General features: G+C 69.0%; 15 protein-coding genes and 2 tRNA genes. 5 read left to right on the top strand and 12 right to left on the bottom strand.

All coding sequences use genetic code 11. From position 1 onward, the window contains the following. Nucleotides 1–253 precede the first annotated feature (253 nt). Nucleotides 254–2,884, bottom strand: a complete 2,631-nt coding sequence (locus tag AWZ10_RS18280; RefSeq protein ID WP_060891591.1) for a valine--tRNA ligase — start codon at nucleotides 2,882–2,884, stop codon at nucleotides 254–256. A 137-nt stretch (nucleotides 2,885–3,021) separates the two neighbouring features. On the opposite strand from AWZ10_RS18280, the gene AWZ10_RS18275 reads away from it, so the two are divergent. Beyond that, complete coding sequence (locus tag AWZ10_RS18275; RefSeq protein ID WP_060891590.1) at nucleotides 3,022–3,924, top strand: hypothetical protein; 903 nt, start codon at nucleotides 3,022–3,024, stop codon at nucleotides 3,922–3,924. A gap of 74 nt (nucleotides 3,925–3,998) precedes the next feature. Here the strand turns inward: AWZ10_RS18275 and clpX are convergent, their stop codons facing one another. The 5 genes from clpX to AWZ10_RS18250 form a co-directional block, all read right to left on the bottom strand. Further along, nucleotides 3,999–5,285, bottom strand: a complete 1,287-nt coding sequence (clpX, locus tag AWZ10_RS18270) for an ATP-dependent Clp protease ATP-binding subunit ClpX (RefSeq protein WP_037703087.1) — start codon at nucleotides 5,283–5,285, stop codon at nucleotides 3,999–4,001. Between the two features lie 203 nt (nucleotides 5,286–5,488). Next, entirely contained in the window at nucleotides 5,489–6,169 is a 681-nt protein-coding gene (locus tag AWZ10_RS18265) for an ATP-dependent Clp protease proteolytic subunit (RefSeq protein ID WP_046703647.1), read from the bottom strand. A gap of 143 nt (nucleotides 6,170–6,312) precedes the next feature. Next, nucleotides 6,313–6,921, bottom strand: a complete 609-nt coding sequence (locus AWZ10_RS18260; protein WP_060891589.1) for an ATP-dependent Clp protease proteolytic subunit — start codon at nucleotides 6,919–6,921, stop codon at nucleotides 6,313–6,315. Nucleotides 6,922–7,319: 398 nt separating this feature from the next. Continuing rightward, nucleotides 7,320–8,723 (bottom strand): trigger factor, encoded by a 1,404-nt coding sequence (gene tig / locus AWZ10_RS18255; RefSeq protein WP_046703648.1) that lies wholly within the window; start codon nucleotides 8,721–8,723, stop codon nucleotides 7,320–7,322. Between the two features lie 216 nt (nucleotides 8,724–8,939). Then, nucleotides 8,940–9,016, bottom strand: a tRNA-Pro gene (locus AWZ10_RS18250). 177 nt (nucleotides 9,017–9,193) lie between these two features. Here AWZ10_RS18250 and AWZ10_RS18245 point away from each other — a divergent pair. Further along, nucleotides 9,194–9,267: transfer RNA gene (locus AWZ10_RS18245), tRNA-Gly, on the top strand. 114 nt (nucleotides 9,268–9,381) lie between these two features. On the opposite strand, the gene AWZ10_RS18240 is transcribed toward AWZ10_RS18245, so the two are convergent. Continuing rightward, nucleotides 9,382–9,576, bottom strand: coding sequence for a hypothetical protein (locus AWZ10_RS18240; protein WP_033526477.1), 195 nt, complete (start codon nucleotides 9,574–9,576; stop codon nucleotides 9,382–9,384). Nucleotides 9,577–10,155: 579 nt separating this feature from the next. On the opposite strand from AWZ10_RS18240, the gene AWZ10_RS18235 reads away from it, so the two are divergent. Next, nucleotides 10,156–11,358, top strand: coding sequence for an acyltransferase family protein (locus AWZ10_RS18235; RefSeq protein ID WP_046703649.1), 1,203 nt, complete (start codon nucleotides 10,156–10,158; stop codon nucleotides 11,356–11,358). 17 nt (nucleotides 11,359–11,375) lie between these two features. Here the strand turns inward: AWZ10_RS18235 and AWZ10_RS18230 are convergent, their stop codons facing one another. Both AWZ10_RS18230 and AWZ10_RS18225 read right to left on the bottom strand, forming a co-directional pair. Then, complete coding sequence (locus AWZ10_RS18230; RefSeq protein ID WP_046703650.1) at nucleotides 11,376–11,861, bottom strand: HD domain-containing protein; 486 nt, start codon at nucleotides 11,859–11,861, stop codon at nucleotides 11,376–11,378. 173 nt (nucleotides 11,862–12,034) lie between these two features. Beyond that, the gene (locus AWZ10_RS18225) at nucleotides 12,035–13,207 is read right to left on the bottom strand and encodes a PP2C family protein-serine/threonine phosphatase (protein WP_060891588.1); all 1,173 of its coding nucleotides are present in this window, start codon (nucleotides 13,205–13,207) and stop codon (nucleotides 12,035–12,037) included. Nucleotides 13,208–13,432: 225 nt separating this feature from the next. Between AWZ10_RS18225 and AWZ10_RS18220 the strand changes: the two genes are divergently transcribed. After that, on the top strand, nucleotides 13,433–14,677 hold the full coding sequence (locus AWZ10_RS18220; protein ID WP_060891587.1) for a GNAT family N-acetyltransferase: 1,245 nt from the start codon (nucleotides 13,433–13,435) through the stop codon (nucleotides 14,675–14,677). 42 nt (nucleotides 14,678–14,719) lie between these two features. On the opposite strand, the gene AWZ10_RS18215 is transcribed toward AWZ10_RS18220, so the two are convergent. Continuing rightward, the gene (locus tag AWZ10_RS18215; protein ID WP_060891586.1) at nucleotides 14,720–15,541 is read right to left on the bottom strand and encodes an Fpg/Nei family DNA glycosylase; all 822 of its coding nucleotides are present in this window, start codon (nucleotides 15,539–15,541) and stop codon (nucleotides 14,720–14,722) included. A 193-nt stretch (nucleotides 15,542–15,734) separates the two neighbouring features. Beyond that, nucleotides 15,735–16,220: a ribose-5-phosphate isomerase gene (locus AWZ10_RS18210; RefSeq protein WP_046709724.1), complete on the bottom strand. Its 486-nt coding sequence runs from the start codon at nucleotides 16,218–16,220 to the stop codon at nucleotides 15,735–15,737. A gap of 275 nt (nucleotides 16,221–16,495) precedes the next feature. Here AWZ10_RS18210 and AWZ10_RS18205 point away from each other — a divergent pair, with 275 nt between their 5' ends. After that, complete coding sequence (locus AWZ10_RS18205) at nucleotides 16,496–17,953, top strand: amino acid permease (RefSeq protein WP_046709723.1); 1,458 nt, start codon at nucleotides 16,496–16,498, stop codon at nucleotides 17,951–17,953. A 100-nt stretch (nucleotides 17,954–18,053) separates the two neighbouring features. On the opposite strand, the gene AWZ10_RS18200 is transcribed toward AWZ10_RS18205, so the two are convergent. After that, a partial coding sequence (locus AWZ10_RS18200) for a DcrB/PsbP domain-containing protein (RefSeq protein ID WP_482258106.1) occupies nucleotides 18,054–18,984 on the bottom strand: 931 nt, incomplete at its 5' end.

Below are 18,984 nucleotides of genomic sequence, written 5' to 3'. Positions count from 1 at the left end.
GGTTCGGATGCCTCCTGGCTCGGAGGTACCCGCTGTAGGGCCACTGCGGGGGTACGTGGCTGGTCGCGCAGCTCCCCGCGCCCCTTACGGGGCCCGCCCCAGCTGCGGGCAGTCGTGCCGCTGGGGCGGCACGGGTGGGCCGGCACGGGTGGGCGCAACGGCACCCGGCAAGCGCCGGTGAGCGAAACCCGCCCCGCCCAGCAGAAGGCCCCGGCGCCTGAGAAGCACCGGGGCCGTCGCTACCTACGGATGGCTACGCCTTCGGCAGGCGGTCCAGTTGGGCGGCGATCCGCGCGATGTCCTCGTCCGCCTTCGCCATGCGCCCGCGGATCTTGTCCACCACCTGGTCCGGGGCCTTCGCGAGGAATGCCTCGTTGCCGAGCTTGGCCGTGGCCTGGGCCTTCTCCTTCTCGGCCGCCGCAAGGTCCTTCGCGAGGCGCTTGCGCTCGGCGGCGACGTCGATGACGCCGGAGAGGTCGAGGGCGACCTCGGCGCCCGCCACCGGCAGGGTCGCGGTGGCCGAGAAGGCCTCGCCCTCGGGCTGGAGGCGGAGGAGCTGACGGATCGCGGCCTCGTGCGGTGCCAGGACCGTGCCGTCGAGCGTGAGGCGGGCCGGGACGCGCTGGCCGGGCTGGAGGCCCTGGTCGGCGCGGAAGCGGCGGACCTCGGTGACGACCTGCTGGACCAGCTCGATCTCGCGCTCGGCGGCGTCGTCGCGGAAACCGCTGTCCTTGGGCCAGTCGGCGATGACGAGGGACTCGCCGCCGGTCAGCGTCGTCCACAGGGTGTCCGTGACGAACGGGATGACCGGGTGGAGGAGGCGCAGCGTGACGTCCAGGACCTCACCCAGAACGCGTTGGCTGACCTCGGCCGGCTCGCCGCCCGCCTGGAACGTCGTCTTGGACAGCTCGACGTACCAGTCGAAGACCTCGTCCCACGCGAAGTGGAACAGGGCGTCGCTGAGCTTGGCGAACTGGAAGTCCTCGTAGTACGCGTCGACCTGCTCGACCGTCTCGCCCAGACGGGCGAGGATCCAGCGGTCGGTCGCCGAGAGCTTCGAGGCCTCCGGCAGCGGGCCCGCCACCGTCGCGCCGTTCATCAGCGCGAAGCGCGTCGCGTTCCAGATCTTGTTGGCGAAGTTGCGGGAGGCCTGGACCCAGTCCTCGCCGATCGGGACGTCGGTGCCCGGGTTGGCGCCGCGCGCGAGGGTGAAACGGAGCGCGTCGGAGCCGTACTTGTCCATCCAGTCGAGCGGGTCGACGACGTTGCCGAAGGACTTCGACATCTTCTTGCCGCGCTCGTCGCGGACCAGGCCGGTCAGCGCGATGGTCTTGAAGGGGACCTCGCCGTCCATGGCGTACAGGCCGAACATCATCATCCGGGCGACCCAGAAGAAGATGATGTCGTGGCCGGTGAGCAGGACGTCGGTCGAGTAGAACTTCCGCAGGTCCTCGGTCTGTTCGGGCCAGCCGAGCGTGGAGAACGGCCACAGGCCGGAGGAGAACCAGGTGTCCAGGACGTCGGTGTCCTGGGTCCAGCCCTCGGCCTCCGTGCCGGGCGCCTGCTCGTCGGGGCCGACGCAGACCGTCTCGCCGTTCGGGCCGTACCAGACCGGGATGCGGTGGCCCCACCACAGCTGGCGCGAGATGCACCAGTCGTACATGTTGTCGACCCAGTCGAAGTAGCGCTTCGACATGTCCTCGGGGTGGATCTTGACCCGGCCGTCGCGGACCGCGTCGCCGGCCGCCTTGGCCAGGGGCGCGACCTTGACCCACCACTGCATGGACAGCCGGGGTTCGACCGTGGTCTTGCAGCGCGAGCAGTGGCCGACGGAGTGGGTGTACGGCCGCTTCTCGGCGACGATCCGGCCCTGCGAGCGCAGCGCGCCGACGACGGCCGAGCGGGCCTCGAAGCGGTCCTGGCCGAGGAAGGGGCCGTGGACGGTGATGACGCCGTGCTCGTCCATGATCGTCATGGACGGCAGGTCGTGGCGCTGGCCGATCGCGAAGTCGTTCGGGTCGTGCGCCGGGGTCACCTTGACCGCGCCCGTGCCGAACTCCGGGTCGACGTGGGTGTCCGCGACGACCGGGATGCTGCGGTCGGTCAGCGGCAGCTTGATCTGCTTGCCGATGAGGTGCCGGTACCGCTCGTCGTCCGGGTGGACGGCGACGGCGGTGTCGCCGAGCATCGTCTCGGCACGGGTGGTGGCGACGACGAGGGAGTCGTCCCCCTCTCCGTACCGGATGGAGACCAGCTCGCCGGCGTCCTCCTGGTGCTCGACCTCGATGTCCGAGATGGCCGTCAGACAGCGCGGACACCAGTTGATGATGCGCTCGGCGCGGTAGATCAGCTCGTCGTCGTAGAGCCGCTTGAAGATGGTCTGGACGGCCTTGGACAGGCCCTCGTCCATGGTGAAGCGCTCACGGTCCCAGTCGACGCCGTCCCCGAGGCGACGCATCTGGCCGAGGATCTTGCCGCCGTATTCCTCCTTCCACTGCCAGACGCGCTCGACGAACTCCTCGCGCCCCAGGTCGTGGCGGGACTTGCCCTCTTCGGCGAGCTGCTGCTCGACCTTGTTCTGGGTGGCGATGCCGGCGTGGTCCATGCCGGGGAGCCACAGGGACTCGTAACCCTGCATGCGCTTGCGGCGCGTGAGGGCGTCCATGAGGGTGTGCTGGAAGGCGTGCCCGAGGTGCAGGCTGCCGGTGACGTTCGGCGGCGGGATGACGATGGTGTACGCGGGCTTGTCGCTCTTGGCGTCGGCCGCGAAGAAGCCGCGCTCTACCCAGCGCTCGTACAGCGTCCCCTCTACATCGGCCGGCGCGTACTGGGTCGGCAGATCGGTGGCGGGCGCTGGAGGCTGCTGCTGAGCGTTCTCGGTCACCCGCTCAGTTTAGGGGTGTCACGGGGTGGTCCCGAAACCCGATTCTTCCGTAACGGTGTGACCCCCGGTGCGTGGGACCCATCGTGTTTGCGCCAGGATGTCAGGAACACATAAGCATCTGGAGGGGAACCCAGAACATGAGTCACAACCAGCCGGGCCCGTACGGCGGGCAGCCCCAGCAGCCCGGACCGTATGGTCAGCAGCCGCCCCAGGCCGCCCCCCAGCCCGGCTACGGCTACCCGCAGCAGGCGCCCCCGCAGCAGCCCGGCTACGGGTACCCCCAGCAGGCCCCCCAGGGCGTCCCGCCCCAGACCCCGCCCTACGGCCAGCAGCAGTACGGCCAGCAGCCCTACCCGACCGTGCCCCAGCCCCCCGTCTCCGGCGGTGGCGGCAAGAAGGTCGGCATCATCCTGGGCGCGGTCGCCGTGGTGGCGGCGGTCGCCGTGGGCGCGTACTTCGTGATCGGCGGGGGTGGCGGCGGGGACATCGCCGACGACGGCCCCCACAAGCTGACCGCGCCGGAGTCCGTCATCGACGGGCAGTACAAGAAGGGCGAAGGCGGCGGCAGCAGCAGCGGGATGAACGACAAGGAGATCAAGCAGACGGAAGGCTGGGGTGTGCAGAACCCCAAGGACGTCAGCTCGAGCTACGCGTCGGGGGAGGGCCTCACCGCCAAGAACCTGACCTTCGCCGGGGTGTACGGCACGATCGACGACCCGGAGAAGGTCATCGACGCGATGTTCGCCAGCATGAAGGCGGAGTCCGAGAAGGGTTCGGGCTCCGACGGCAAGCTCGTGGGCAGCCCCCAGGAGGTCACGCCCGAGGGCTTCGAGAACGGCATCATGAAGTGCCAGGAGAGCGAGGGCTCCGAGGGCGGCAAGACCATGACGGTGCCGCTGTGCATCTGGGGTGACCACAGCACGGTCGCGTACGTGATCTCCTTCGACATGGCCGCGATGGCCGCCGGCAAGAGCTCGACGATCGACGAGGCTGCCGAGTTGGCGGCCAAGCTGCGCAACGACGTGCGCGTCGAGGCCTGACACTCTCCCGCAACCACGAAGGGGCCCCGGTCGGTTGACCGGGGCCCCTTCGATGTCTGTGTACCGCCGAGGAGTTACGCCGTCTTCTGCTCCCCCGGTCCCCGCCCCCGCGCGTCCCGCGGGATCAGGGTCGGGTTCACGTTCGAGCGGACCACGTCGGCGTTGATGACGACTCGGGCCACGTCCTTGCGGGACGGGACCTCGTACATGACCGACATCAGGACTTCCTCCATGATGGCGCGCAGGCCGCGCGCGCCGGTCTGGCGGAGGATGGCCTGGTCGGCGATGGCTTCGAGGGCCTCGCGCTCGAAGTCCAGCTCCACGCCGTCGAGTTCGAAGAGGCGCTGGTACTGCTTCACCAGCGCGTTGCGGGGCTCGATGAGGATCTGGAGCAACGCCTCGCGGTCCAGGTTGTGGACCGAGGTGATGACGGGCAGACGGCCGATGAACTCGGGGATCATGCCGAACTTGACCAGGTCCTCCGGCATGACGGCCTCGAACTGGTCCTTGGACTCCAGCTCGCGCTTGGAGCGGATCGTCGCGCCGAAGCCGATGCCCTTGGCGCCGGCCCGGGACTCGATGATCTTCTCCAGGCCCGAGAAGGCACCGCCCACGATGAACAGGACGTTCGTCGTGTCGATCTGGATGAACTCCTGGTGGGGGTGCTTGCGGCCGCCCTGGGGCGGGACCGACGCCGTGGTGCCCTCCAGGATCTTCAGCAGGGCCTGCTGGACGCCCTCGCCCGACACGTCGCGCGTGATGGAGGGGTTCTCGCTCTTCCTCGCGACCTTGTCGATCTCATCGATGTAGATGATGCCGGTCTCGGCCTTCTTGACGTCGTAGTCGGCCGCCTGGATGAGCTTCAGCAGGATGTTCTCGACGTCCTCGCCGACGTAACCGGCCTCCGTGAGCGCCGTCGCGTCCGCGATCGCGAACGGGACGTTCAGCATGCGCGCGAGAGTCTGGGCGAGGAGGGTCTTGCCCGAGCCCGTGGGGCCCAGCAGGAGGATGTTGGACTTCGCCAACTCGATGGCGTCCTCGCGGCTTTGACCGCCGCTGTTCTCACCGGCCTGGACCCGCTTGTAGTGGTTGTACACCGCGACGGAGAGGGCCTTCTTGGCCGCCTCCTGGCCGACCACATAGCCCTCGAGGAACTCGTAGATCTCGCGAGGCTTCGGGAGTTCCTCCCAGCGGACCTCGCTGGTCTCCGCGAGCTCCTCCTCGATGATCTCGTTGCAGAGGTCGATGCACTCGTCGCAGATGTACACACCGGGCCCTGCGATGAGCTTCTTGACCTGCTTCTGGCTCTTGCCGCAGAACGAGCACTTGAGCAGATCGCCGCCGTCACCGATGCGTGCCACGGTGTGCTTCCCCTTCGCCTGGGAGACGCCTGGACAATTGGAATCCAGCGGCTCCTGGTGCTGCCTTATGTCGACGGTACCTTGCCGGGCCCCCCGTTCGGGCCCCCCTTGGCACGGTTCGCTTTGACGTGCACCTTGTCGTGCACTGGGTCAAACGGTGCCAATCATGCCAAGGGGCGGCAGACAATACATCCTTTCCGGGGTCAGCGGACGCTGTTGTTGTTCATCTTCCGCGTGGAGATGATCTGGTCGATCAGGCCGTACGACAGCGCGTCCTCGGCCGTGAGGATCTTGTCGCGCTCGATGTCCTCGCGGATCTTCTCGATCGGCGTGGTCGAGTGCCTCGCCAGCATGTCCTCCAACTGCGCACGCATCCGGAGGATCTCGTTGGCGGCGATCTCCAGGTCGGAGACCTGACCGCGGCCCGTCTCGCTGTACGGCTGGTGGATCAGGACGCGGGCGTTCGGCAGCGCCATGCGCTTGCCCGGCGTACCGGCGGCCAGCAGGATCGCGGCGGCGGAGGCCGCCTGGCCCATGCAGACCGTCTGGATGTCCGGCTTCACGAACTGCATCGTGTCGTAGATCGCGGTGAGCGCCGTGAAGGAGCCGCCGGGGCTGTTGATGTAGACGGAGATGTCCCGGTCGGGGTCCATCGACTCCAGGCACAGCAGCTGCGCCATGACGTCGTTGGCGGAGGCGTCGTCGATCTGCACCCCGAGGAAGATCACCCGCTCCTCGAAGAGCTTCGCGTACGGGTCGTACTCGCGGACGCCCTGCGAGGTGCGCTCGACGAAGCGGGGGATGACATAACGGGACTCGGCGCGGGGGCCGGTGTACTCGGCCTCGGTGCGGGCGTAGATGCCGCTGCCGGGGAAGTCGTTCACGGTGTCTCCTGGAAAGAGGGCTGGGGCGGTGGGGTGGAGGGACCGGGAAGGGCGCTGACGGCCCCGGGGAGGCTCAGGAGCTCCCCCGGAGGGCTTCAGGGGCTCCGGGGAGCCCCCTGTGGCCCGCTTGCCGTCATCGGCTCTCAGGCCGCCCCGGTACCGCCGCCGCCCGGCATACCGGCGGCCGTCGGCATGACGTCGTCGATGAGGCCGTACTCCTTGGCCTCGAAGGCGTCGAACCAGCGGTCGCGGTCCGAGTCGCGGGTCACCTGCTCGACCGACTGACCGGTGTGCTGAGAGGTCAGCTCCGCCATACGCTTCTTGGTGTGGAGCAGCCGCTCGGCATGGATCTTGATGTCCGAGGCCGAACCGGCCAGACCGGCCGAGGGCTGGTGGATCAGGATCTCGGCGTTCGGCAGCGCGAAACGCTTGCCGGGGGTACCCGCGCTGAGCAGGAACTGGCCCATCGAGGCCGCCAGGCCCATGGCGATGGTCACCACGTCGTTCCTGATGTATTGCATCGTGTCGTAGATCGCCATGCCGGCCGTGATCGAGCCGCCGGGGCTGTTGATGTAAAGGAAGATGTCCTTGTCCGGGTCTGCGGCAAGGAGCAGCAGCTGTGCGGTGATCTTGTTGGCAATGTCGTCGTCGACCTGCTGGCCGAGGAAGATGATCCGCTCGCCAAGCAGCCGGTTGTAGACCTGGTCGCCGAGGCCACCACCGATGGAAGGCTCGCCGGCGGCATAGGGCATCAGATTCGTCACGTATCCACCTGCTCGTCTTACGACGGCGCCGGGCCGTCTTCACGTTTCCCTTCCGGGGGCCGAGCCGTTCGCCGACAGCCCAGCCCTCGTCTTCATGGACCCTAACGCGGTGGCTCCGCCGGTGAATCCCGCAAAGGGAACTGTTCGCTGTCAGCGCATGCGTGTGCGCTCCGCTGGTTGGGCGGGTGCCTCGTGGCCGCCGGCCCGGAAACGGGGACTGTGCGACCGGCCCATGGCAGGCCGCAGACGCGTCTGGCGCGCGAGGTGTGTCGGCGGGTGCGGCTCGTACGTGGCTGGTCGCGCAGTTCCCCGCGCCCCTCAAAGACGCCAGGGCCCCCGGGTCACAAGTGTCCCGGGGGCCCATCACGGTGTCACGAGCGGAGCGGTCAGGCCTCGGGGGCCTTCTCCTCGGCCTCGGCCGCAGCCGGGGTCTCCTCGGTGGCCTCGGCCGTGGCCGGGGTCTCCTCGGTCTCGTCCTCTTCGTCGTCCAGGTCGACGACCTCGCCGTTGGTGTCCTTCACCGTGGAGGACTCCACGACCAGGGCCAGGGCCTTGCCGCGGGCGACCTCGCCGACGAGAAGCTGGACCTGGTTGTTCTGGACGACCGCCTGGGCGAACTGGTCCGGGGACATGCCGGAGGAGGCCGCGCGGCGCATGAGGTGCTCGGTGAGCTCCTCCTGGTTGACGTTCAGCTTCTCCTTGGTGACCAGCTCGTCGAGGACGAACTGGGTCTTGATGCCCTTGACGGCCGCTTCCTTGGTCTCGGCGTCGAACTCCTCGACCGTCTTGCCCTGGATCTCGAGGTACTTCTCGAGGTCGAGGCCCATCTGGCCGAGCTGGTGGTGCTCCAGGTTGTGCTTGCGGGTGTTGATCTCGTCCTCGAGCAGCTTCTCGGGGACGGGCACCTCGACGAGCTCCAGCAGCTTCTCCAGGACGCGCTCCTGGGCCTGCGTGGCCTGGTCGTACTGCTTCATGTTCTCCAGGCGCTTACGGCTGTCAGCCTGCAGCTCCTCGAGGGTGTCGAACTCCGAGGCGAGCTGGGCGAACTCGTCGTCCAGGGCCGGGAGTTCACGGGCCGCGACCTGGGAGACCTTGACGGTGACCTGGGCCTCCTTGCCGGCCGCCGAGCCACCCTTCAGCTCGGAGGCGAAGGTGGCCTCGCCACCGGCCTCCAGGCCCTTCACGGCGTCGTCGATGCCGTCCAGCAGCTCACCGGAGCCGATGGTGTAGGAGACGCCCTCGGCGACGCCGTCCTCCAGGATCTCGCCGTCGACCTTGGCCTCCAGGTCGATCGTGACGACGTCGCCGTCCTCGGCGGGTCGCTCGACCGGGGAGGTGGAGGCGAAGCGCTCGCGCAGCTGCTCGACCGCCTTCTCGATGTCCTCCTCGCTGACCTCGACCGCGTCGACCTCGACCTCGATGCCGGAGTAGTCCGGGATCTCGATGGCCGGGCGGACGTCGACCTCGGCGGTGAAGTTCAGCGTCTCGCCGTCCTTCAGCTCGGTGATGTCGACCTCGGGCTGGCCCAGGACATTGAGCTCGGCCTCGTTGACCGCGTCGGTGTAGAACTTCGGGAGCGCGTCGTTGACCGCCTCCTCCAGAACCGCACCGCGGCCGAACCGCTGGTCGATGACGCGGGCCGGGATCTTGCCCTTGCGGAAGCCCTTCACCGTGACCTGCTGGTTGATCTTCTTGTACGCCGCGTCGAGGCTGTCCTTGAGCTCCTCGAAGGGCACCTCGATGCTGAGCCGAACCCGGGTCGGGTTCAGGGTCTCCACGGCGCTCTTCACGGTTCGGTCTCCTTGGGGGCTGACTTCTTGGGGTTCTGCTGACGTACCCCGCCGGGAGTGGCGGAGCTTCAGCGGATTCGCGGCCCTTGAGGGACTTGAGAATGCAGACACACGGGCGCGCAGCTTGCATAGTAGCCGCAGGCGGTACACGCCCCAAAAGGTGATCTTGCCGGTGGCGGTGATCTTGCCGGTGACAGGTGCGCCGTACCGGCGCGGTGGTCGGGGTGGCGGGATTTGAACCCACGGCCTTCCGCTCCCAAAGCGGACGCGCTACCAAGCTGCGCCACACCCCGTCTGGTGCGACACGTAGGGTACATGCCCGCAGGCCATGCGGTTGCCGCATTTACCGAGTGCGCGGGCGCGTGCGACGGCGGGTGACGCGCGCGGCCCGGAAGGGGTGTGCGGCGATGGCGCCCGACCCGCTACGATGCCTTCTGTGCCGCGGTCGTCCGACCTGCGGCGCAAGCTGTGCGGGCGTAGCTCAATGGTAGAGCACTAGTCTTCCAAACTAGCTACGCGGGTTCGATTCCCGTCGCCCGCTCCAACGGCCTCCGGCCCGGTTTCGAGGAGTTCCTCGAAACCGGGCCGGAGGTCTTTTGTCGTCCCACGGTTCGCCGACTGACGGTTCGCCGCCTCACACTGTGTGTCCGGGCGGTCACTAGAACTGGATCGAGTTGATCGTGTCCGCTATCGAGTTGAGGAAGCGTTGGATGTCGTCGGCCATGCCCGTCGAGGCGAGGAAGAAGCCGAAGAGGATGGCGACGACGGCCGGTCCGGCCTTGATCGTCCCTCCTCGCATCAGGACCACCAGGATGATTCCCAACAAGAGCACCACTGACAGCGAAATGGCCACACAGATCACACCCTCGGTCGGTCCGCACTACCGGCCCGGGGCGCCGACCCCACGCGCACCCCGCCAGAACCATCGTGCCACCAACCAGGCCGTCATATGCAGCAGGTGAGACAACGTCGGCCACGGCACCGTGCGCGCGCCACCCGCACCCCGGGCCAACGGGAGGGTGCCGGGCGCGAATTCGGGTTGATCGTTTCCGTGCGCACACAACCCGTCCGCAGGTAATTCGAATTGTTGCCACAGACACACCAAGGGGTATACCCAGGGCGGTAATTAACCGGACATTTCACCGGAGTCGCCTGCGCATGTTATGCACCATTTAGTCGGTATGAATGCGGACAGACCGACCGGCACCATGTGCCGTGCGGTGTACGCACGGTGATGCTCTGCCCGATGAAGACTTCACCGAATCCTGGGTACACGTGGGTGACACGTACTCCCAATAACAGGATTCACGTCGGTGGTTTTACTGAATCGCACAGACAACGCTAGGGTGCCTCAGATGTTCACCGCTGCCTCGTCCCCCACTTGCGCAGCGAGTGCTCGGACCACCCCCCGGAGTTCCCGGCGGGAGGGTCTGTGACGAACTCGCTGCGACCGCACGGCCTGCCAGGGGCGCCGCTCCCGCCGGCACAGTCACCACCGTCGTCGGCCGACGGAGTGCCGAGTCCGCGCTCGCTGAAGTCCTCGTCCCCCCACTCGACGCCAAGTGGCGCCTCCCCGGAGGCCAGACCGGCCAAACAACGTGACGCGTTCTTCGACAACGCCAAGTACCTCGCCATCGTGCTCGTCGCGATGGGGCACGCGTGGGAGCCGCTGACCGACCACAGCCGCGCCGCCGAGGCGCTCTACATGGTCGTGTACACGTTTCACATGCCGGCGTTCATCATCATCTCCGGCTACTTCTCGCGCAGCTTCGACATGCGCGCCGACCGGCTCCGCCGGTTGGTGACCGGCATAGCCGTGCCGTACGTCCTCTTCGAGATCGCGTACTCCGTCTTCAAGCGGTACGGCGACAACGACCCCTCGCATCCGATCAGCCTGCTCGACCCCTGGTACCTCACCTGGTTCCTGATCGCACTGTTCGTGTGGCGGCTGACGACCCCGCTGTGGAAGGTGGTGCGCTGGCCGGTCCCGGTGGCGCTCGCCATCGCGGCGCTCGCGTCCGTCTCGCCGGACATCGGTGACGACCTGGACCTGCAGCGTGTCCTTCAGTTCCTGCCGTTCTTCGTCGTCGGTCTCTTCATGAAGCCCGCGCACTTCCAGTTCATGCGGCGCCGCGAGGTGCGGCTGTTGTCCGTGCCGGTGGCGGCGAGCGCGCTGGCGCTGGCGTACTGGCTGGGCCCGGACATGAACTCGGCGTGGTTCTACCACCGTGACAGCGCGCAGGAGTTGGGTGCGCCGTGGTGGGCCGGGATCATCATGACCTTCGCGCTGTTCGGCTGCTCCATGGTGCTCACCACGTGCTTCTTCGCCTGGGTGCCCCGGCGGAAGATGTGGTTCACCGTCCTGGGCGCGGGCACGCTGTACGGCTACCTGCTGCACGGGTTCCTCGCGAAGGGCTCGCGCTTCTGGGACTGGTACGACGCCAACGCGTGGGTGTACCAGCCGCTCGGCGAACTCTTCGCCACCTTCTTCGCGGCGACCGTCATCACCCTGTTGTGCACCCCGCCGGTGCAGCGGATGTTCCGGTTCGCCATGGAGCCGAAGATGGAGTGGGCGTTCAAGCGGGACGCCACCGAGCTGGCCCGCGAGCGCGGGAAGGCCGGGAGCAAGGTGTAGCCCGGGTTCCTCGTCCCTCAGTGGTCGCCCGTCACCTCCTCGGCCGCCGGTTCGTCCGGCAGGCCGAGGAGGTTTCGCATGTGGGCGTACTTGTGGGTCAGACGGGTGCGGGTGGGTTCGTCCAGGGCGGCGAGGCGGGCCGGGTTCGCGTTGTGCGCGAGGTCCGACTGCTTGACGAGGAGGGCGCCCGGGGTGGTGAGGATGCGGGCGGCGTACGCCTCCGGGGCTTCGCCCTCGCGCTTGGTGAGGGCCATCACGATGGACTTCGTGCGGTCGGTCAGGGGGGCTTCGGTGAGCCAGTCCTCGGTGAGGGCGTCGTCCTCGACGGCGTCGTGCAGCCAGGCCGCGGCGATCTGTTCCTCGTCGCCGCCTCGTGCCCTGACGCCGTGGGCCACCGCTTGGAGGTGCTCGGTGTAGGGGCGGCCCGCCTTGTCGGTCTGGGTGGCGTGCGCGGCCCTGGCGAGGGTCTCCACTTCGGGGAGGGAGAGAGGGGTTGGGGGCATCGGGTCTGGGCTCCTTACATGTGACGTGTGGTGGGTGCCGGTCCGGATGTCGCCCCCGCCGCCCCTACCCGTCCCATCCTCGGGGGGCCGCGCCCCCTTTACGTCCATCCGCAAGGTCCGGTGGGGGATCTCGCGCAGTTCCCCGCGCCCCTTTCAGGGGCGCCGTCGCGCTTCTACCTTGTCGCCGTCGGGCCCTCTCGGCAGATCAGCAGGAGGGCTCGGTCGTCGTTGACGTCCTTGGCCACGGCCTCGATGAGGTGCCAGGCGGCGCCGTGGAAGCCGCCGGCCACGTAGCGGTCGGCTTCTCCGGTGAGACGGTCGATGCCTTCGACTATGTCCCGGTCGGAGGTCTCGACGAGGCCGTCGGTGAAGAGCATCAGGACGTCGCCGGGGCGCAGGGAGCCCTTGACCGGGTCGAACTGGGCACCGTCGTAGACGCCGAGGAGGGGGCCCTCGGCGGCCTTCTCCTCCCAGCGGCCGGTGCCCGCGCTGAGCTGGAGACCCGGCGGGTGGCCGGCGGAGAAGAGTTCGTAGTCGCCGGAGTCGAGGTCGAGGACGAGGTGGATGGAGGTCGCGAAGCCCTCGTCCCAGTCCTGGCGGAGGAGATAGCCGTTGGCCGCCGGCAGGAACGCGTGCGGTGGGAGCGATCCCAACAGACCGCCGAAGGCGCCGGACAGGAGCAGGGCGCGGGAGCCCGCGTCCATGCCCTTGCCGGAGACGTCGGTGAGGACGACTTCGAGGGTTCGGCCGCCGTTCGTACGGGCGGCCACGACGAAGTCGCCGGAGAAGGACTGGCCGCCCGCCGGGCGCAGGGCCATCTCGCGGTGCCAGCCGGCCGGCAGCTGCGGCAACTTGCTCTGGACCCGGATGCGTTCACGCAGGTCGAAGAGCATGGTGCCGCCGCGCCGCCAGGGGACGCCGACACGGCTGCGGAACTGGGCGATGAGGAGGCCGAAGAAACCGCAGGCGGCGACCACCAGCACTATGCCGGGCGTGACCCGGGCGGGGCCGTCGGTATAGGGCCCGAGCTGCACGGACTCCACGATCAGCGCGGTCGCGGCGGCCGCGTACAGACCGAGGAGGCTGGCGGGGCGGAGCAGCAGGCCGCCCGCGACGATGGGGAGGACGAGCACGGCGGGCGAGAACCACACCTCGTCGATCATCGTGAAGCAGGCGATCAGCGGGATCATCAGCAGCAGGCCGACGAGGGCGATCCAGTCGGAGCCGTCCCCGCGGAAGTAGTCGACGGCGGATTTGCGCAGGCCGGTGCGGGCCCGGTGAACCAGCTTCTTCATCCGGGCCGTGAACGTATCGGCCGCCGCGCGCCGCTCTCGTCCTGCTGCCATTGTCCGGGACCTTATCCATCCGACCAGCCCCTGTGCACAGGAGGTCCTACTTGTCCCCCTTCCGAGGGCAGGTTCACGACGAATCTCACACAGATCTCACACCGGAACGCGTCCTTCGGCCCCCGTGCGCCCTCCGTGCGGCACCTGGGAAGGATCCCACGTCGAACCGCGACGCGCGGGCCAAATTCGCTCGCTCGTGCCGGATGGCCCTGCTAGGCATGGCGTATGACGACTGAGCTGCGGGCGCTGCGCAAGGAAGACTGGAACGTCTGGTACGACAACCTCATCCGCGCGTTCGGCGGCGCCCCCGAACCGGCGGAGGAGCGCGAGTTGTGGCAGGCGCTCACCCCGTACGACCGCTCCATCGGCGTGTGGGACGGTGACCAATGCGTGGGTACGGCGGGGGCGTTCGACTTCCGTCTCACGGTGCCCGGTGGCGCCGTCGTCCCCGCGGCGGGCGTCACGATGGTCGGGGTCGCGGCCACGCACCGGCGGCGCGGGGTGCTGACGTCCATGATGCGGCGGCAGTTGGACGACGTCCGCTCCTGGGGCGAGTCACTGGCGGTGCTGACCGCGTCCGAGCCGGTGATCTACGGCCGGTTCGGGTACGGCCTCGCCACCCACCGGCTCGCCGCCGACATCGACACCACCCGGGTACGGCTGTCCGTACCGCCCGGCACCGATGACGTACGGCTGCGGTACGCGGACGCCGCCGAGGTGCTCGACGCGTGCGAGGCGGTGTATGCCCGCCGGGTGCCGGAGCGGCCGGGGATGCTGGCCCGGCGGCCCGGCTGGGCGCGGGCCGATCTGCTCGACACGGACCGCCACCGGGACGGGGCGTCGCCCCTGCAGTGCGTGGTGGCCGAGCGGGTCGACGGCGACGGATCCGGCCTGGTCGGGTACGCGCGGTTCCGGATCAAGTCCGACTGGGGGCCGGGCGGGGCGGAGGGTGTCGTCCAGCTGAGCGCGCTGGAGGCCGTGGACCCCGCCGCGCACGCCGCTCTGTGGCGGTTCCTCTTCGACATCGACCTGACGCGGGGCATCGTCGCCCACCGGCTGCCCGTGGACGAGCCGGCGCTGCACCTGATGTCGGACATCCGGCGCTGCGGGCTGCGGGTCAAGGACGACCTGCATCTCCGGCTCGTGGATGTCGGCGCGGCCCTGCGCGTGCGGACCTATCAGGCGCCGCTGGACGTGGTGTTCGAGGTGGAGGACGCCTTCTGCCCCTGGAACGAGGGGCGTTGGCGGCTCACCGGCGACCCGAAGGGCGCGACCTGCGAGCGGACCGCCGACGCCGCCGATCTCTCCCTCTCCGTACGGGAGTTGGGGGCGGCCTATCTGGGCGGTGTGAGCCTGTCCTCCCTGGCCGCGGCCGGGTTGGTGCGGGAGCTGCGGGAGGGGGCGCTGGCGGAGGCGTCCGTGGGGTTCCTCGCGTCGGGGCTGGCGCCCTGGCTGCCGCACGGGTTCTAGGGCACGGCCCGGAACCCAAAGCCGTGTCCGTGGGTCCGGCCTTCACCTCTGCTGGCAGGCCGGGCACCAGAAGAGGTTGCGGGCGGCGAGATCGGCGGTGCGGATCTCGCCGCCACAGAGGTGACAGGGCATGGCCGCCCTGCGGTACACGTACACCTCGCCGCCGTGGTCGTCGACGCGGGGCGGGCGCCCCATGGCCTCGGGGGTGTGTTCCGGGCGGACGGTGTCGATGCGGTTGTGCCGTACGCCCTCGCGCATGAGGCCGACGAGGTCGGCCCAGATCGCGTGCCACTCCGCCGGGGTGACGTCCTTGCCCACGCGGTACGGATCGATGCCGTGCCGGAAGAGGACCTCCGCGCGGTAGACGTTGCCGACGCCCGCGATCACCTTCTGGTCCATGAGCAGCGCGGCGATCGTCGTACGGCTGCGGGAGACACGGGTGTAGGCGCGCGCGGGGTCGGCGTCGGCGCGGAGCGGGTCCGGGCCGAGGCGGGCGTGTATCGCCTGCTTCTCGGCGTCCGTGATCAGGGCGCAGGTCGTCGGGCCGCGGAGGTCCATGTACGACGTGTCGTTGCGCAGCCGCAGGCGGACGGTGTCCGTGGGCGGGGGCGCGGGCGCCGGGCCGAAGGTCACCTTGCCGAAGAGGCCCAGGTGGATGTGCACCCATTCCTCGGCGTCCGGGTCGCCGAAGTGCAGGAAGAGGTGTTTTCCGTGGGCCTCGGCGGTGGTGAGCGGGGTGCCCGTGAGGAGGGCCGCCGCGTCGGCGAACTTGCCCTGGGGGCTCGTGACGTGGGCGTTTTCGCCGCCGCCGAAGTGGGCGAGGGAGTCCTCGGCGAGGCGGTGGATGGTGTGCCCCTCCGGCACGTTGTCCTCCGGGGGTTCGGCAGGGGGGTGGGGGGCGGTTGGGGGTGCGTTTTCGGGTGCGGGTGGGTGGGGGTTGCTCGCGCAGTTCCCCGCGCCCCTCAAAAGCACGGGGCGCCCCTGGAAAGCATGGGGCACCCCTGGTCTTTCAGAGAGGCGCGGGGAACTGCGCGAGCGACCACACGCGGCCGGAAACCTACGGCTGGGGGTGGTGCGGCGGGATCGGCGGCAGGTCGCCGGTGGTCTCGTACGTCGCCAGCATGTCGATGCGGCGGATGTGGCGCTCGTCACCGGAGAACGGGATGTTGAGGAAGGTCTCGACGAACTTGGTCGCGTCTTCCTGGGAGTGCATGCGGGCGCCGACGGCGACGACGTTCGCGTTGTTGTGCTCGCGGCCCAGCGCGGCGGTCTCGGCGCTCCAGGCGAGGGCGGCGCGGACGCCGGCCACCTTGTTCGCGGCGATCTGCTCCCCGTTGCCGGAGCCGCCGATGACGACGCCGAGGGACCCGGGGTCCGCTGCCGTGCGCTCCGCCGCGCGGAGGCAGAACGGCGGGTAGTCGTCCTGGGCGTCGTAGATGTGGGGCCCGCAGTCGACGGGCTCGTGGCCGGCGGCCTTCAGCCATTCCACGAGGTGGTTCTTGAGTTCGTATCCGGCGTGATCAGAGCCGAGGTAGACGCGCATGGTCCGAGTGTGACACGCGTGTTTCGGCGGGGCACGACGGGGTGCGGACAGGTTAAACCGCGAGCCGAACCAGGGAACCTCAAGTAAACCTCAAGTAACAATCCGGATTCAAAGGTTCAGGAATCCTTTCACCTCCGATTCACTGGACCGATCTTTACAGCGGCTCACCCGGCCCCCGGCTGTCGACTCTCTCGTTTCCGCTCTTACGAGAGTCGATCGGGGGTCGCTGGGCAGACGCACGGAAGTCCCCACCACGGCACAAAGGAACTCCCCCCATGACCTCGCAGCCGACTCTGCCGTCCCAGACGGACACCTCGGACTCTTCCTCTCCCCCCTCCCCCGGCTTGCATGCCGGTCTCAAGAACCGTCATCTGTCGATGATCGCGATCGGTGGTGTGATCGGGGCCGGACTGTTCGTCGGATCGAGTTCCGGTATCCGGACCGCCGGCCCCGGCATCCTCCTGTCGTACGCGCTCGTCGGCACGATGGTGGTGCTGGTGATGCGGATGCTCGGTGAGATGTCCGCCGCCAATCCGACGTCGGGTTCGTTCTCGGCCCACGCCGACCGCGCGCTCGGGCGCTGGGCCGGGTTCTCGATCGGCTGGCTCTACTGGTTCTTCTGGGTCGTCGTGCTCGCGGTCGAGGCGACCGCGGGTGCGGTGATCCTGGAGGGCTGGATGCCGGCGGTGCCCCAGTGGGGCTGGGCGCTGATCGTGATGGTCGTGCTGACCGCCACGAACCTGGTGTCGGTCGGCTCGTACGGTGAGTTCGAGTTCTGGTTCGCCGGGATCAAGGTCGTCGCGATCGCCGCGTTCATCGTGGTGGGCGGTCTCGCGGTGTTCGGGATGCTGCCGGGGGCCGACACCGACAAGGCCGGGCTGGCCAACCTGACCGACCACGGCGGGTTCCTGCCCAACGGTGCGGGCGCGATCCTCATCGGTGTGCTGCTGGTCGTCTTCTCCTTCATGGGCAGCGAGATCGCCACGCTGGCCGCCGGGGAGACGGAGAACCCGCAGAAGGCGGTCACCAAGTCCACCAACAGCATCATCTGGCGGATCGGTGTCTTCTACCTCGGCTCGATCTTCGTCGTGGTCACGCTGCTGCCGTGGAACGATCCGTCGATCAAGGAGAAGGGCTCCTACGTCGCCGCCCTGGACTCCCTCGGGATCGCGCACGCCGGGCAGATCATGAACTTCATCGTGCTGACGTCGGTGCTGTCCTGTCTGAACTCCGGTCTGTACACCGCGTCGCGGATGGCGTTCTCGCTGGGTGAGCGCGGGGACGCGCCGCGCGCGTTCGGCCGTACCAACGGCCGGGGCGTGCCGATGACCGCGATCCTCGCCTCGGTCGTCTTCGGCTTCGTCGCCGTCATCTTCAACTACTTCTTCCCCGAGGGTGTCTTCCTCTTCCTGGTCAACTCCTCCGGCGCGGTCGCCCTGTTCGTGTGGCTCGTCATCTGCTTCTCGCAGTTGCGTATGCGCAAGATCATCGAGCGGGAGACGCCGGAGAAGCTCGTCGTGAAGATGTGGCTGTACCCGTATCTGACGTGGGCCACGATCGGGCTGATCCTCTTCGTCCTCGGCTACATGCTCACCGACACCGAGCACGGCAACCGCGAGATCCTGCTGCTGTCGCTGCTGGTCGCGGCGGTCGTCGTCGGCATCGCGATCGTCAAGGAGAAGATCGGCGACCGGAAGGCCGCCACCGCCGGGGTGTCCGACAAGGCGCACTGAGCGCGGGACGGTCGAGACCGTTCCAGAGTCCAAAGTCCGGGGTCAGGGGTCAGGTGGCGGTTCGTACGCCGCCGGGCCCCGTTTCCGTCGCCCAGGGGGCTCACAGGGGTGTGAAGGTCTTCTCCACCTTCTCGTAGACGGGACGGGCCCGGTCCTCGATGTCGGGGTGGTACCAGGTGGTGAGCTGGTAGGACTTGCCGCCGCTGTCGAACCCCAGGGAGCGGACGTGCCAGGGCAGTTCCTGGGCCGTGACGGTGTACTCCCACACGACGGCGGGCTCGCCCCGGAACTCGGTCTCCTCCAGACGGATCCGGCTGTATCCCGGCCCCTCACTGGTGCTCTTCTCCTTCTTCCGCCACTGCTCCAGGAGGTCGCCGCGCGCGAGGGAGGCCTTGCCGACGATCTCCTGCCGGGCGTCGGGCGAGGTGTAGTGCACCTCCGCGCCCGCGTGCACCTCCCGTGAGAAGCCCTCGGGCGGCACCCAGGCGAACACACCGGCCTCCGTGCGGGCGCCGGGTGGCAGCTCGGGCGGGCGGGAGGTGCCGGCGACGGTGGGAGTGGGGGACGGGGTGGAGGGGGAGGCCGAGGACGACCCCTTGTCGTCCCTGCCGTCGGACGAGCCGTTCATCGCCGGTACGACGACCGCGGCCACGGCGGCGGTCACGGCCACGGCGGTGGCCGCGACCAGGCCGGTGCGGCGCTTGTTCCGCGGGGGTGCGGCGGGTCCCGTGGGAGCGGCGGGGGGTTCAGGCGGTTCGGTGCTTGTGGGGCCCGGGGGTTCCGTGGGCTCGGCGGGCTTCGTGCGCCTCGACGGCACGGGTGGGCCCAGGAGTTCGCCGGGCGGCATGGGGGTGGGGGTGGGCCTGGGCCGGGTCGGTGCTTCGCTTTCGCCGGGGGGCGGCGGCGCGCCCTCCGAGGGGAGTTCGGGGGTGCTTGCGGGCGGGGCTTCGGAGGAGGCGTTGGCGGTCTCGGGGGGAGGGCTCAGGTAGGGGTTGCCGGGGACCGCCGGGCGCTGGGAGACGAAGGGGGGT

Source organism: Streptomyces europaeiscabiei (assembly GCF_001550375.1).
GTDB classification, from domain to species: domain Bacteria; phylum Actinomycetota; class Actinomycetes; order Streptomycetales; family Streptomycetaceae; genus Streptomyces; species Streptomyces europaeiscabiei.
The sequence above is the reverse complement of the archived record's forward strand: the minus strand, read 5'-3'. Positions and strand labels throughout refer to the sequence as shown.

Excerpts from the sequence above, each read along its gene's own strand:
- AWZ10_RS18275 (WP_060891590.1), top strand. The coding sequence starts at position 3,022 with ATGAGTCACAACCAGCCGGGCCCGTACGGCGGGCAGCCCCAGCAGCCC.
- AWZ10_RS18260 (WP_060891589.1), bottom strand. The coding sequence starts at position 6,921 with ATGCCCTATGCCGCCGGCGAGCCTTCCATCGGTGGTGGCCTCGGCGAC.
- AWZ10_RS18230 (WP_046703650.1), bottom strand. The coding sequence starts at position 11,861 with ATGCCCCCAACCCCTCTCTCCCTCCCCGAAGTGGAGACCCTCGCCAGG.
- AWZ10_RS18225 (WP_060891588.1), bottom strand. The coding sequence starts at position 13,207 with ATGGCAGCAGGACGAGAGCGGCGCGCGGCGGCCGATACGTTCACGGCC.
- AWZ10_RS18220 (WP_060891587.1), top strand. The coding sequence starts at position 13,433 with ATGACGACTGAGCTGCGGGCGCTGCGCAAGGAAGACTGGAACGTCTGG.
- AWZ10_RS18210 (WP_046709724.1), bottom strand. The coding sequence starts at position 16,220 with ATGCGCGTCTACCTCGGCTCTGATCACGCCGGATACGAACTCAAGAAC.
- AWZ10_RS18205 (WP_046709723.1), top strand. The coding sequence starts at position 16,496 with ATGACCTCGCAGCCGACTCTGCCGTCCCAGACGGACACCTCGGACTCT.